This is a genomic window from Pseudomonas sp. 7-41, from assembly GCF_021233075.1.
Taxonomy (GTDB): Bacteria; Pseudomonadota; Gammaproteobacteria; order Pseudomonadales; family Pseudomonadaceae; genus Aquipseudomonas; species Aquipseudomonas veronii.
Genome location: NZ_CP089551.1, coordinates 5,611,796 through 5,626,301 on the forward strand (window position 1 = coordinate 5,611,796; position 14,506 = coordinate 5,626,301).

Consider the following 14,506-nt stretch of genomic DNA (forward strand, 5'->3'; position numbering starts at 1 on the left):
CGATATTTTTATTATGTTTGTGTGAAGCGCCCGGTGCTCCCACACCGGGAATTGACCTTCTGCTTCGCGTCGCGCGGGGCAGTTGCAACGACGTTCCAGCCGTCAGTCCTTGAGGTGCAGCACAAAGGATTCGTAAGGCCGCAACAGCAGCGGGCCCGTGCTGACCTGGCAATCGGGGTAGTTGCTGATCAGCAGGCGTTGTCGGGTAGCGGCGTTGAGGACGTGATCGGGCAGCTGGATTTCGCAGGGTTTGCCGTAGAAGTTGTTCAGCACCAGCAGGCGCTCGCCATGGCCTTCGCGCAGGTAGGCCCAGACCTGGAGGTGGCCCAGCAACAGTTCGCGGTAAACGCCGTCTTGAATCAGCGGTTCCTGGCGACGCAGGGCGATCAGGCTGCGGTAGTGATGCAGCACCGAATCCGGGTCATCCCGTTGGCTGTCGACGTTGATCTGCGCCGCGTTGGCCGGGATGCCGATCCACGGTTCGCCGCTGCTGAAACCGGCATGCTGGCGGGCATTCCACTGCATCGGCGTGCGCCCGTTGTCCCGCGACTTCTGCATGATCGCCGCCATGCTCGACGCCTCGGACTCACCGGCATCGCGCTTGAGGCGGTAGATGTTGAGGGTTTCGACATCGCGGTACTGCTCGATCGTGTCGAAGCCCGGATTGGTCATGCCCAACTCCTCGCCCTGGTACACATACGGCGTGCCCTGCAGGAAGTGCAGCGCCGTGGCGAGCATCTTGGCCGAGACCACACGATGCTCACCGTCATCCCCAAAGCGCGAGACCACCCGTGGCTGGTCGTGGTTACACCAGAACAACGCGTTCCAACCGCCGCCGGCCTGCATGCCCAGTTGCCAGTCGGAAAAGATCTGCTTGAGCTGCAGGAAATCGAAGTCGGCCTTCACCCACTTCTGCAGGTTCGGGTAGTCGACTTTCAGGTGGTGGAAGTTGAAGGTCATCGACAGTTCTTTGGACTCCGGCCGCGAGTAGCGGATGCAGTGTTCCAGGCTGGTGGATGACATCTCGCCGACGTTGATCAAGTCATGACCTGCGAAGACTTCGCGGTGCATTTCCTGCAGGTACGCGTGTACGTTCGGACCGTCGGTGTAGAAACGCCGACCGTCGCTGGCGTCCTCGGGGAAGTCGGCGGGCTTGGAGATCAGGTTGATCACATCCAGGCGGAAACCGCCGACGCCTTTGTCGCGCCAGAAACGCATCAGCTTGAACACCTCGGCGCGCACCTTGGGGTTGTCCCAATTCAGGTCGGCCTGGGTGTGATCGAACAGGTGCAGGAAGTACTGGCCGGTTTGCGCTTCGTATTCCCAGGCCGAGCCGCCGAATTTGGATTCCCAGTTGTTCGGCTGGTCGCGCCAGATGTAAAAGTCGCGGTACGGGTTGTCGAGGCTGCTGCGCGCCTGCTGGAACCACTCGTGCTCGATGGAGGTGTGGTTGACCACGATGTCGAGCATCAACTTGATGCCGCGCTTGGCCGCTTCGCTGATCAGTTGGTCGCAATCGGCCATGGTCCCGTAGCTCGGGTCGATGGCGTAGTAGTCGCTGATGTCGTAGCCGTTGTCGCGCTGCGGCGAGCGCAGGAACGGGGTGATCCACAGGCAGTCGACGCCCAGCCATTGCAGGTAGTCGAGTTTGTCCACGATACCCAGCAGGTCACCGGTGGCGTTACCCGCGTGGCTGTGAAAGCTTTTGGGGTAGATCTGGTAGATCACCGAGTGTTGCCAGTTTTGCATGGTGGGTTCCTTCAGTAAAATTGTGTACCCGCCGCTCGGGCCTCGTCGGGAGCAAGCCCGCTCCCACAGGGGGAACGCATTCAACTGTGGGAGCGGGCTTGCTCGCGAACGCGGTAATTCAGGCAACGCGATACCCAGGCCGCACGATCTTCATGCTCAATGCACAGGTCAGAACAAACGGCACGACCATCGCGATGACCATCCCGATCACAAACATCGGGATGGCATGCGGCACGATCGAGATAAACCCGGGCAAGCCGCCGACCCCGATGGCCGAGGCCTGCACCTTGTTCAGCGACAGGAAAATGCTGCCCAGTGCCGAGCCCAGCAACGCGGCATAAAACGGGAACTTGAAGCGCAGGTTCACGCCGAACATCGCCGGTTCAGTGATGCCGAAATACGCGGAGACAGCGGAAGTCGAGGCCATGCTTTTGTCCCGCGCATTGCGCGCCATGTAGAACACCGCCAGCGCGGCGCTGCCCTGGGCCAGGTTGGACATGACGATCATCGGCCAGATAAACGTGCCGCCCTGGGTGGAGATCAGTTGCAGGTCCACCGCCAGGAACATGTGGTGCATGCCGGTGATCACCAGCGGCGCATACAACAGGCCGAAAATCGCCCCGCCGAGCATCGGCGCCAGGTCAAACAGGGTGACCACGCCCTGGGTGATCAGGATGCCGAGGTGACGGGTCACCGGGCCGATGATCGCCAGCGCGAGCACGCCGGTGACGACGATGGTGGTGATCGGCACGACCAACAGTTGGATGGCATTCGGCACTCGCGCGCGCAGCCATTTCTCGATGACGCTCATCACATACGCCGCCATCAGGATCGGCAGGATCTGCCCCTGGTAGCCGACTTTCTCGATCTTGAACCATCCGAAAATATCGAAGTACGGCAGGCTCTGGCCATCGAGGCCGGCCACCGCCTTGCCGTAGTTCCAGGCGTTGAGCAGGTCCGGGTGGACCAGCATCAGGCCAAGCACGATGCCGAGGATTTCACTGCCGCCAAAACGCTTGGCAGCCGACCAGCCCACCAGCGCCGGCAGGAACACGAACGAGGTGTTGGCCATCAGGTTGATCAGGCTCCACAGGCCATCCAGGTTCGGGTAGGCCTCCAGCAGCGTCTTGCCCTCGATGAACATGCCCTTGGCGCCCATCAGGTTGTTCACGCCCATCAACAGGCCGGCGATGATCAACGCGGGCAGGATCGGCATGAACACATCGGAGAACACCCGCACCAGACGCTGCATGGCGTTGGTCTTGTCGGCGCCCTTCTTCTTGACGTCGGCGATGGTGGCGGCGGCGAGGCCGGTCTGTTCGCGCAGGGCGGCGTAGACCTTTTCCACTTCGCCGGGGCCGATCACCACCTGGAACAGGCCACCGGTAAAGAACGAGCCCTTGACCAGGTCGACTTGGTTCAACGCGCTGCCGTTGACCAGGCTCGGGTCCTTGAGCGCCAGGCGCAGGCGGGTCACGCAATGGGCGGCTTGCTCAAGATTATCGCGGCCCCCGAGGTGCTCGAGAATTTCGCGGGCGATGTTCGAATAGTCGTGGCTCATGCTTGGTTTCCACTTTGATTTTTTTATTTGGGGGGCAGTCATTGGCAGCACGCCGAAGGCAAAAGTACTCGTACAGACGAGTTAAAGCAACAACTCGTCTGTACGAGTTACATATTGTCTATTTTTTCTGGATCAGGCCCCGCCACAGCCCACAGATTTCCATGGGCCCAATGGACAAACCCCAGCCGTGCCACTAAGGTTCCTGCCTTGAACGCAAACGCGGCACAGAGCCATCCCCATGAGCAAATACAACCAGATCTATACCGATCTGCTTGCCAACATCACCACCGAACGCCTGCAACGCGGCACCCGTCTTCCCTCTGAAACCGAACTGATGGATGCCTACCAGGCCAGTCGTGGCACCGTGCGGCGGGCCATCGAGCAGCTGCAGGAGCGTGGGTTTGCGCAGAAAATCCATGGCAAAGGCACGTTTGTGTTATCGCCCAACCCCATCGAGTTCCAACTGGGCGGCATCGTCAGCTTCCACGAAACCCACGCCGACCTGGGCGATGACGTCCACACCGACGTCGTCGAATTCACCCAGTTCCCGCTGGAAGGCTCACTGCTGCAGCATATCGAGGCCGAACCCGGCACCCTGATCACCCGCATCAAACGGGTGCGGCGCATCGGCGGCAAACGGGTGATCCTCGACATCAACCACTTCGTCGCCGACCTGATCCCCGGCCTGGACCGCACCATCGCCGAGCAGTCGATCTACGCCTTCATCGAACAGACGTTGCAACTGCACATCAGCTACGCCCAACGCACCATCGAAGCCCTGCCCCGCGGCAAAGACGACCAGGCACACCTCGACCTCGAGGGGCAAAGCCATGTGATCGTGGTAAGCAACCAGACGTTTCTGCAGGACGGGCGGCAGTTCGAGTACACCGAGTCGCGGCATACGTTGGATAAGTTCTACTTTTCGGATATTGCGCGGCGCTAAGGCCGAGCGAAGCTCAAACGTAGCCGCGGGCCGCTATCGCGAGTAAGCCCGCTCCCACACTTTTGCTGCGGCGTTTGATTTATCGTGTTTCAGATGCGCAGAACCCCGGCACATGGCCGGGGTTCTGTTATTCAGCATCCACCTGCTAGGGCAGGATCATTCCCACTCAATCGTCGCCGGCGGCTTGCTCGACACGTCATACGTCACGCGCGAGATGCCTTCGATTTCATTGATGATACGGCCGCTGACGGTTTCCAGCAGTTCGTAAGGCAGGTGTGCCCAACGGGCGGTCATGAAGTCGATGGTTTCCACCGCTCGCAGGGCCACGACCCAGGCGTAACGACGGCCGTCACCGACCACGCCCACCGATTTCACCGGCTGGAACACCACGAACGCCTGGCTGACTTTGTGATACCAGTCGGCCTTGCGCAGTTCTTCGATGAAGATGTGGTCGGCGCGACGCAGCAGGTCGGCGTACTCCTTCTTCACTTCACCGAGGATCCGCACGCCCAGGCCCGGGCCCGGGAATGGGTGGCGGTAGACCATGTCGTAGGGCAGGCCCAGTTCCAGGCCGAGACGGCGGACTTCGTCCTTGAACAGCTCACGCAACGGTTCGACCAGCTTGAGGTTCATTTCCTCGGGCAGGCCACCCACGTTGTGGTGGGACTTGATCACGTGGGCCTTGCCGCTCTTGGCGCCAGCCGACTCGATCACGTCGGGGTAGATGGTGCCTTGGGCGAGGTACTTGATGTTGTCCAGTTTGTTGGACTGGGCATCGAATACGTCGATGAAGGTGCGGCCGATGATCTTGCGCTTCTTCTCCGGGTCGGACTCGCCGGCCAGGTTGTTCAGGAACTGATCTTCAGCGTTGGCGCGGATCACCTTGACGCCCATGTTCTCGGCGAACATGGCCATCACTTGCTCGCCTTCGTGCAGGCGCAGCAGGCCGTTGTCGACGAATACGCAGGTCAGTTGATCACCGATGGCCTTGTGCAGCAGCGCAGCAACCACGGAGGAGTCAACGCCGCCGGACAGGCCGAGCAGGACGTTGTCGGTGCCGACCTGGGCACGCACGTTGGCGATGGCGTCTTCAGCGATTTTCGACGGGGTCCACAGGGCTTCACACTCGCAGATGTCGAGGATGAAGCGCGACAGGATGCGCCCGCCTTGCTTGGTGTGGGTCACTTCCGGGTGGAACTGCACGCCGTAGTAACCACGCTCGTCGTTGAACATGCCGGCGATCGGGCAGCTCGGGGTGCTGGCCAGGATGTGGAAGTCTTGCGGCATCTTGGTGACTTTGTCACCGTGGCTCATCCACACGTCGAGGCCGAACAGGCCGTCGGCGTCGACGTGGTCTTCGATGCCGTCCAACAGGCGGCTCTTGCCGACCACGTCGACACGGGCATAACCGAATTCACGCAGCTCGGAACCTTCAACCTTGCCGCCCAACTGCTCGGCCATGGTCTGCATGCCATAGCAGATACCGAACACGGGCACGCCCAGGTCGAATACGGCTTGCGGGCAGCGCGGGCTGTTGGCTTCGTGTACCGACTCGGGGCCGCCGGCGAGGATGACGCCTTTCGGTGCGAATTCGCGGATCGCTGCGTCGTCCATGTCGAACGGATGCAGTTCGCAGTACACGCCGATTTCACGCACGCGACGGGCGATCAGTTGGGTGTACTGGGAACCGAAATCGAGGATCAGGATACGGTGGGCGTGAATGTCGAGGGCCATGAGATCAGTCTCGTCTAATGAATCAGAAACAACTCGGGGCTGAATAAGACAGCCCCGGTTACTTAACTTTATGCTGGAAGCCTCAACCTACGCGGTAGTTTGGCGCTTCCTTGGTGATCTGCACGTCATGGACGTGGGATTCGGCCATACCGGCGCCGGTGATCCGCACGAACTCTGGCTTGGTACGCATTTCGTCGATGTTGGCGCTACCGGTGTAGCCCATCGAGGAACGCAGGCCGCCCATCAGTTGATGGATGATCGCGCTCAGGGTGCCTTTGTACGGCACACGGCCTTCGATGCCTTCCGGAACGAGTTTCTCGGCGCCTGCCGAAGAGTCCTGGAAGTAACGGTCGGAAGAACCTTGCGCCTGGGACATGGCGCCCAGCGAACCCATGCCGCGGTAAGCCTTGTACGAACGACCCTGGAACAGTTCGATCTCGCCCGGGGCTTCTTCAGTACCGGCGAACATCGAGCCCATCATCACGCAGGAAGCACCGGCGACGATGGCCTTGGACAGGTCACCGGAGAACCGGATACCGCCGTCGGCGATCAACGGAACGCCCGTGCCTTCGAGGGCCTCGGCGACGTTGGCGATGGCGCTGATTTGCGGCACGCCCACACCGGCGACGATACGCGTGGTGCAGATCGAGCCAGGGCCGATACCGACCTTGACCGCATCCGCGCCCGCTTCGGCCAGGGCCTTGGCGGCAGCACCGGTGGCGATGTTGCCGCCGATCACCTGGACTTCAGGGAAATTCTGTTTGACCCAGCGAACGCGGTCGATCACGCCCTTGGAGTGACCGTGGGCGGTGTCGACCACCACCACGTCCACACCGGCAGCAACCAGGGCTGCTACGCGATCACCGGTGTCTTTACCGGTGCCGACTGCCGCGCCGACGCGCAGACGACCTTGGTCATCCTTGCTGGCCAGCGGGTAAGCCTTGGCTTTTTCGATGTCGTTGACGGTCATCATGCCCTTGAGGGCGAATTTGTCGTCGACGATCAGCACGCGCTCGATGCGGTGCTTGTGCAGCAATTCGCGCACGTCGTTCTTGTTGGCGCCTTCCTTGACCGTGACCAGACGCTCTTTAGGCGTCATCACTTCGCGGACGGTGACTTCAAGACGGTTCTCGAAACGCACGTCACGGGAGGTGACGATGCCGACGAGGTCGCCATTGTGCAGCACCGGAACGCCGGAGATGTTGTGCAGGCGGGTCAGTTCGAACAGGTCGCGCACGGTGGCGTCAGCGTCGATGGTGATCGGATCTTTCACCACACCGGCTTCATAACGCTTGACCTTGCGCACTTCGGCAGCTTGCTGCTCGACGGTCATGTTCTTGTGGATGATGCCGATACCGCCTTCCTGAGCCATGGCGATGGCCAGACGGGCTTCGGTGACGGTATCCATGGCAGCGGAAACCAGGGGAATATTCAGCTCGATGCCACGGGTTAGGCGGGTCTTGAGACTGACTTCGTTAGGAAGCACCTCGGAATAACCGGGCACTAGGAGAATGTCGTCGAATGTCAGAGCTTCTTGGCTGATACGCAGCATCGCGGGGGCTCCCGAGCGGGAAAATGGAAGCGCGCCATTATACTCAGACACCCCTCAGGTCTCAACGTAAAACTCTGACAAACTTGGTAATACTGATAGATGGAGAAAAGATGCTGCTTTTCTGTAGGAGCGAGCTTGCTCGCGAAGAACACCAAGACACCGCGTTTAACCAGACTACCCGGATTATCGTTGACGGTTTTCGCGAGCAAGCTCGCTCCTACAAAGGGTTGAGCTTGCAGCCTACAACTCGACTTTGACCCAACTGATCTTCTGGTCCAACCAATCGGCAAATTCGTCGATAAAGCTCTGCTTGAACCCCGCCTCCGCCCAGTTGTTGAAGATGAATCCGAGGTTGGAAAACCCACATTCCTGCAGGAACAGAAAACCGTTGATGTCATCCTCATGCCCACACAGCGGGCAGGTGAAGTTGTCGGTGTGGCCGGGCATCCACTCTTCCAGGCTGTCGAACAGCGCCTCGCCGATTTCCTTGAGGCATTCCGGGCAGCCGGCTTCTTCGAGAAAACCCTTGGCCGGTGTATAGATGCAACGCTTGTAGATGATTTCCAGGCCATTGACGGGTTCGTTGAACGGCAGCGCATCCGGGTGCAGCACCACGGCGCGGGCGCCGTCGGCCAGGGCGTAGGCCATGCGGTTGCCGGTGCGCCCGCAGGTGGTCAGCTCTTCCTTGATGATGTTCTTGCGCACCAGCCAGCGCACGATCGCCCGGGCACGGGGTTCGTGGACGGGCAAGGTGGAGATTTTCGGGACAAGGATGCTTTGGGAATTCATGGGAGCCCTGCGGTATGACGTCTGGCGCCGTCGCGGGCAAGCCCGGCTCCCACCTTGCAATGCGATCGACTGTGGGAGCGGACTTGCTCGCGAAGAAGCCCTGAAGGCAGGCAGCTTAATCCCTGCCCAACACAGGTCAAGTACTCAGGTACCGCCCAATCAAGGCAATGCCGCTGGCCAGCACCAGCCACGTGACCAATCGCACAAACGCCTCACGGGACATGCGCAACGTCAGCCGCCGCCCACACCACAACCCCAGGGCCATCGCCGGCAGCAGGCAAACCGCCAGCAGCAACAGCGGCATGTCGGCATACACCCCGGCGATCAGGAACAGGCTCAGGCGCACCACGGTGCTGCAACTGATCAACGCGCTTTGCGTGGCGCGCGCGGCGTCCTTGGGCAAACGACTGCTCAAGTAGATCGCATATAGAAAGCCGCCACTGCCGAACAACGCACCGAACAAACCGCCGACGGTGCCCATGGGAACCGCCCAGCCCGCCGCCAGTTGCGCCGGCCGGGCCTTCACCGCCAAGGTGTAAATCGCGTAGGCGCTGATAAACAGCCCCATCAACAACAGCAACAGATCCGAATGCAGGTTGAGCAAAAACACCACGCCCAGGGTGCAACCGATCGCCATGCACGGCAGCAGTCGCAACAGCTCCGGCTTGTTCACATCCCGTCGCGATTGCAGCAGGTTGCCGAAGGCCGCGATAAAATCCAGCAACACCAGCAGCGGGATGATCTTCGACAGCGGCATGAACATAAGCAGGATCGGCCCCGCCACCAGCGCCGTACCGAACCCGGCGATGCCAAACACGATATAGGCCACGGCAACGCCCAGGCCGATCACCAGCCAATCTGTACCGCCAAACGACCACTGACTCATCAGCTCAACCGGGCTCATGGGTAATTCCTTGAAAGAGATGTCCATCACTTTAGCCATCGGTGAGAGTTGCGACTAATATCTTCAAAGCCCTCTACCCATCTCGAAAAGGCATGACGTGTGATTTCCACCCGCCAACTGCGCTACTTCGTCGAAATCGCCGACAGCGGCAGCTTCAGCGCCGCCGCCGAGCGCCTGTTTGTCGCGCAATCGGCCCTGAGCCGGCAGATCAAAGAACTGGAAAACCAACTGCACACCCCGTTGTTCGAACGCACCGCGCGCCAGCCTCGGCTGACCGCCGCCGGTGAAGCCTTCTACCCGCGGGCGCGCAACCTGCTGAGTGAACTGCACAAGGCCAGCGAGATGGCGACGCAAGTGGGTAACGGCCAGGTCGGCACCCTGCGCTTGAGCCATTCGAGCACCGTGCCGATGAGCGGCGCGCTGCTGCGCGGCATCAGCACCTGGCTGGAGCGCTGCCCCGGCGTATCGATGGATATCGCCAAACTGTCCTCCGAAGCCCAACTCGAAGAAATTGCCGACGGTCGCCTGGACGTCGGCCTACTGCGCCTGCCGGTGCTACGCCAGCGCGAAGGCGTGCGTGTGGTGCCTTTATACAGTGAGCAGTTACTGCTGGCCGTACCGCCGAACCACGCGCTAGCCCGCTGCCAGGCACCGGTCGAATTGGCCCGACTCAAGGACGAAGCGTTTATCTCGGTCCCCCACCCCCAGCGCGGCGGGCTGAGCTATCTGTCGGCCGAGTTGTGCATGCGTGCCGGATTTTTCCCCAAGGCTGCACGGGTCATGTCGCGCAAGACCACGCAGTTGCAGTTGATCCAGGCCGGCTTCGGTATTGCCTTGTTACCAAAATCGATGCAGGACATCGCCCCGGCCGCCGTGCATTTTTTACCCCTGGCCGACCCGGACTGCCTGAGTACCGTAGCCCTGGCCTGCCCGCACACACCGAGCGCGTTGGTGGAGCAATTCTGCCAAACCTTGCGCGAATGCCTATAAACTGCCGCCCATGATTAAAGATCCCTTTCCATGATTAAAGATCCGTTCGCCCGCTTGGGCCTGGACCGCGAGGTCCTGACTGTCAGCCAACTCAACGGCCGTGCGCGGGTGTTGCTGGAAGACGTGTTCACCAATATCTGGGTCGAAGGCGAGATCTCCAACCTCGCCCGCCCGGCGTCCGGCCATGTGTACTTCACCCTCAAGGACAGCGGCGCCCAAGTGCGTTGCGCGCTGTTCCGGCAGAACGCCGCGCGGGTGCGCCAGGCCTTGAAGGACGGCCTGGCGGTGAAAGTGCGCGGCAAGGTCTCGCTGTTCGAGGGCCGTGGCGACTATCAACTGATCCTCGACACCGTCGAGCCCGCCGGCGATGGCGCGCTGCGCCTGGCCTTCGATGCGCTGAAGGAAAAACTCAGCGCCGAAGGCCTGTTCAGCGCCGACCGCAAGGTGGCGTTGCCGGCCCATCCGCAGCGCATCGGCATTATCAGCTCGCCGACCGGCGCGGTGATCCGCGACATCATCAGCGTGTTCCGCCGCCGCGCGCCGCAGGTGCAGCTCACCTTGATCCCCACGGCCGTACAAGGTCGCGAAGCGGTGGCGCAGATCGTGCGCGCGCTGAAGCTGGCCGATGCGCGTGGCTTCGACGCATTGATCCTGGCCCGTGGCGGCGGCTCGCTGGAAGACCTCTGGTGCTTCAACGAAGAAGCCGTGGCCCGCGCGGTGGATGCGTGCGTGACGCCGATCGTCAGCGCCATCGGCCATGAGACTGATGTGTCGATCAGCGACTTTGTCGCCGACGTGCGCGCGCCGACACCGTCTGCCGCCGCAGAACTGCTCGCTCCGGACGCCAGCAACCTGGTGCGCCAGGTCGACAGCCTGCACCGCCGCCTGGTGATGCTGATGCGCAACCGGCTAAGCCACGACCGCCTGCGCCTCGAAGGCATGGCCCGCCGCCTGCGCCACCCCGGCGAACGTCTGCGCCAACAGGCCCAGCGCCTGGACGACCTGGACATGCGTCTGCGCCGCGCCTTCGAACGCAGCCTCAATACCCGCCGCGAACGCTTGATCCGCCTGGAAACCCGCCTCGCCGGCCAACACCCCGGGCGCCAACTGGCCTTGCTGCGCCAACGCCTGGACAGCCTCGCCGAACGCCTGCCCCGCGCCATGCGCGAAGGCCTCAAGGCGCGCCGCCTGCAACTGCAAAGCCAGGTGCAGACGCTGCAAGTGGTCAGCCCGCTGGCGACTCTCGGCCGCGGCTACAGCATCCTGCTCGACGAGCGCAGCCAGGCGATTCGCAATGCCGCGCAGACCCACACCGGCCAGCGCCTGACTGCGCGCCTCGGTGAAGGCCAATTGCAAGTGCGGGTGGAAGACAACCACCTGACACCCGTCACCCTTTCGTTATTGGATTGATCGATGCCACGTTTTTTCAGCCTGTTGATGCTGCTGTGCCTGACCGTCAACGCCCACGCCGACAGCTTCATCATCCGGGCCTTGAACAAGCCGGTGCCCGGCGGTGTGGCCGTCGTCGACCTCGGCCCCGCGGCGGCCGCGCCAAAAGCCACCTACCAGGGCAAGCCGGTCCTGGTGGTCAAGGAACAGGCCAACTGGCTGGCGATTGTCGGCATTCCGTTGACGGTCAAACCGGGCAACGAACGCATCAGCAGCGGCGGGCGCAACCTGCCGTTTATCGTCGGCTACAAGCAGTACCCGGAACAGCGCATCACCCTGAAGAACAAAAGCCAGGTCAACCCCGCCCCGGCGCAACTCAAGCGCATCGAGGCCGAGCTGGCGGTGCAGATCAAGGCTTACCGCAGTTTCAGCCCTAATCTGCCAAGCAACCTGCTGCTGGACAAACCGGTCAACGGGCCGCTGTCGAGCAAGTTCGGCGTGCGTCGCTTCTTCAACGGCGAAGAACGCAATCCGCATTCCGGCCTGGATTTCGCCGTCCCCGCCGGCACACCGATCAAGACCCCGGCGGCGGGCAAGGTGATCCTGACCGGCAACTACTTCTTCAACGGCAACACCGTGTTCGTCGACCACGGCCAGGGCTTTATCAGCATGTTCTGCCATATGTCGAAGATCGATGTCAGCCCGGGCCAGCAACTGGCACGCGGCGCGGTGGTGGGCAAGGTCGGCGCGACGGGTCGCGCGACCGGGCCGCATATGCACTGGAATGTCAGCCTGAACGATGCACGGGTGGATCCCGCGATCTTTATCGGCGCATTTCAACCTTGACCGACTCGATTGCGCAGCCGATAAAGGCTGCGCAATTAAAACCAGCCACAGACTATTTACCAAGCATAAAATCTCGTTTCCTACGCCCACAGAAGAACTTATCTCAATTTTTCTGGACTACTTGCCATCTTTCACCCCGGCGGTTAGGGTTGAGCTTATGAAAACCTCTCACACACTCATTTTGCTCCGCCAGCACCGCAGCCTGTGCCTTGTCAGCGCACGACTGCCAGGCTGAATCGATCTGCCTCGTCCCTTGTTTTATACCCCATAACAATTTTCCGGCAGGCCGCCCTTTTTCGGCCCCTCCACCAAAGGATTTCCCGATGAGCATGCTCAAAGACCCGTCTTCGAAGTACCGCGCGTTTCCGACCATCGATATTCCGGACCGCACCTGGCCGTCGAAAACCATCACCACCGCGCCGATCTGGTGCAGCTCCGACCTGCGTGATGGCAACCAGTCGCTGATCGAACCGATGGATGCAGTGAAAAAACTGCGCTTCTGGAAGACCCTGGTCGCCGTCGGCGTGAAGGAAATCGAAGCCTCGTTCCCGGCCGCTTCGCAAACCGACTTCGACTTCGTCCGCACCCTGATCGAAGGCAACCACATCCCCGAGGACACCACCATCCAGGTGCTGACCCAGGGCCGTGAAGACTTGATCGAGCGCACCTTCGAATCCCTGCGCGGCGCGAAAAAAGCCATCGTCCACCTGTACAACGCTACCTCGCCGTCCTTCCGTCGCATCGTGTTCAACCAGGACAAGGACGGGATCAAGGCCATCGCGGTCAACGCGGCCAAACTGTTCGTCAAATACGCCGCCCAGCAGCCGGAAACCCAGTGGACGTTCGAATACTCGCCAGAGACCTTCAGCGCCACCGAGCTGGAATTCGCCAAGGAAGTGTGTGACGCAGTGATCGAGGTGTGGAACCCGACGCCCGAGCACAAGATGATCCTCAACCTGCCGGCCACCGTTGAATGCGCCACGCCGAACATCTATGCCGACCAGATCGAGTGGTTCGGTCGTCATGTCAACCGTCGTGACAGCGTGATCATCAGCCTGCACACCCACAACGACCGTGGCACCGGCGTAGCCGCCACCGAATTGGGCCTGATGGCCGGCGCCGACCGTGTCGAAGGCTGCCTGTTCGGCAACGGTGAGCGTACCGGTAACGTCGACCTGGTCAACGTGGCGTTGAACCTCTACACCCAGGGCGTGAACCCTGAGCTGGACTTCTCCGACATCGACGGCGTGCGCAAAGTGGTCGAGGAATGCAACCAGATCCAGGTGCATCCACGTCACCCGTATGTCGGCGACCTGGTACACACCGCATTCTCCGGCTCCCACCAGGACGCAATCCGCAAGGGCTTCGCCCAGCAGAAACCCGACGCCCTGTGGGAAGTGCCGTACTTGCCAATCGACCCGGCCGACATCGGCCGCAGCTACGAGGCGGTGATCCGGGTGAACAGCCAGTCGGGCAAAGGCGGCATCGCCTACCTGCTGGAGCAGGAATACGGCATCAGCTTGCCGCGTCGCATGCAGATCGAGTTCAGCCAAGTGGTTCAGGCCGAAACCGACCGCGTGGGCCTGGAGATGAGCGCTTCGCAGATTCACGCGCTGTTGCAGCGTGAATACCTGCAAGCCAACACGCCCTACGCGCTGGTCAGCCATCGTCTGCAGGAAGAAAACGGTAACAGCACCGTGGAAGTGGAAGTCTCGGGCAAAGGCCAGGGCGAAACCAACCTGCGCTGGCACGGCAAGGGCAACGGCGCGCTCGAAGCCCTGGTCGCCAGCCTGCCGATTGGTGTGGAAATCATGGACTACAACGAACACGCGATCGGTGCCGGCACCAACGCCAAGGCTGCGGCCTACATCGAGCTGCGAGTGAACGGTGAGCGTCCGGTGCATGGCGTGGGCATTGATGAAAACTTCACCACGGCCAGCTTCAAGGCGGTATTCAGCGCCCTGAACCGCTCGTTGAGCCATCTGGAAGCGAAAGCGGCGTAAACACTGAGCGCTGACATGCAAAAGGCCCCTGGGTGAGAACTCAGGG

Annotated in this window: 11 protein-coding genes; 5 read left to right on the forward strand and 6 right to left on the reverse strand. The window is 61.4% G+C overall.

The genetic code is table 11. The features are described from left to right. Window positions 1-102: 102 nt before the first annotated feature. Complete coding sequence (treC, locus tag LQ249_RS25460; RefSeq protein ID WP_057004574.1) at window positions 103-1,749, reverse strand: alpha,alpha-phosphotrehalase; 1,647 nt, start codon at window positions 1,747-1,749, stop codon at window positions 103-105. A 118-nt stretch (window positions 1,750-1,867) separates the two neighbouring features. Further along, the gene (treP, locus tag LQ249_RS25465; RefSeq protein ID WP_017846159.1) at window positions 1,868-3,310 is read right to left on the reverse strand and encodes a PTS system trehalose-specific EIIBC component; all 1,443 of its coding nucleotides are present in this window, start codon (window positions 3,308-3,310) and stop codon (window positions 1,868-1,870) included. A 238-nt stretch (window positions 3,311-3,548) separates the two neighbouring features. On the opposite strand from treP, the gene treR reads away from it, so the two are divergent. Beyond that, window positions 3,549-4,253, forward strand: coding sequence for a trehalose operon repressor (treR, locus tag LQ249_RS25470; protein ID WP_017846160.1), 705 nt, complete (start codon window positions 3,549-3,551; stop codon window positions 4,251-4,253). A 156-nt stretch (window positions 4,254-4,409) separates the two neighbouring features. Here the strand turns inward: treR and guaA are convergent, their stop codons facing one another. The 4 genes from guaA to LQ249_RS25490 all read right to left on the reverse strand — a co-directional run bounded on the left by guaA (window position 4,410) and on the right by LQ249_RS25490 (window position 9,232). Further along, window positions 4,410-5,987: a glutamine-hydrolyzing GMP synthase gene (gene guaA / locus LQ249_RS25475; RefSeq protein WP_046382186.1), complete on the reverse strand. Its 1,578-nt coding sequence runs from the start codon at window positions 5,985-5,987 to the stop codon at window positions 4,410-4,412. A gap of 82 nt (window positions 5,988-6,069) precedes the next feature. Continuing rightward, complete coding sequence (gene guaB / locus LQ249_RS25480; RefSeq protein ID WP_017846162.1) at window positions 6,070-7,539, reverse strand: IMP dehydrogenase; 1,470 nt, start codon at window positions 7,537-7,539, stop codon at window positions 6,070-6,072. Between the two features lie 240 nt (window positions 7,540-7,779). After that, window positions 7,780-8,328 carry a hypothetical protein gene (locus LQ249_RS25485; RefSeq protein ID WP_017846163.1) on the reverse strand — a complete coding sequence of 183 codons (549 nt, stop codon included), beginning with the start codon at window positions 8,326-8,328 and terminating at the stop codon, window positions 7,780-7,782. A 136-nt stretch (window positions 8,329-8,464) separates the two neighbouring features. Continuing rightward, on the reverse strand, window positions 8,465-9,232 hold the full coding sequence (locus LQ249_RS25490; protein ID WP_046382185.1) for a sulfite exporter TauE/SafE family protein: 768 nt from the start codon (window positions 9,230-9,232) through the stop codon (window positions 8,465-8,467). A 99-nt stretch (window positions 9,233-9,331) separates the two neighbouring features. Here LQ249_RS25490 and LQ249_RS25495 point away from each other — a divergent pair, with 99 nt between their 5' ends. From LQ249_RS25495 to leuA, 4 genes are all read left to right on the forward strand, one after another. Then, on the forward strand, window positions 9,332-10,222 hold the full coding sequence (locus LQ249_RS25495) for a LysR family transcriptional regulator (RefSeq protein WP_177031647.1): 891 nt from the start codon (window positions 9,332-9,334) through the stop codon (window positions 10,220-10,222). A 30-nt stretch (window positions 10,223-10,252) separates the two neighbouring features. Continuing rightward, entirely contained in the window at window positions 10,253-11,632 is a 1,380-nt protein-coding gene (gene xseA / locus LQ249_RS25500; RefSeq protein WP_232565969.1) for an exodeoxyribonuclease VII large subunit, read from the forward strand. A gap of 3 nt (window positions 11,633-11,635) precedes the next feature. Next, the gene (locus LQ249_RS25505) at window positions 11,636-12,457 is read left to right on the forward strand and encodes a M23 family metallopeptidase (protein WP_046382182.1); all 822 of its coding nucleotides are present in this window, start codon (window positions 11,636-11,638) and stop codon (window positions 12,455-12,457) included. Between the two features lie 323 nt (window positions 12,458-12,780). After that, window positions 12,781-14,460, forward strand: coding sequence for a 2-isopropylmalate synthase (gene leuA, locus LQ249_RS25510; protein ID WP_057004577.1), 1,680 nt, complete (start codon window positions 12,781-12,783; stop codon window positions 14,458-14,460). Window positions 14,461-14,506: the final 46 nt, after the last annotated feature.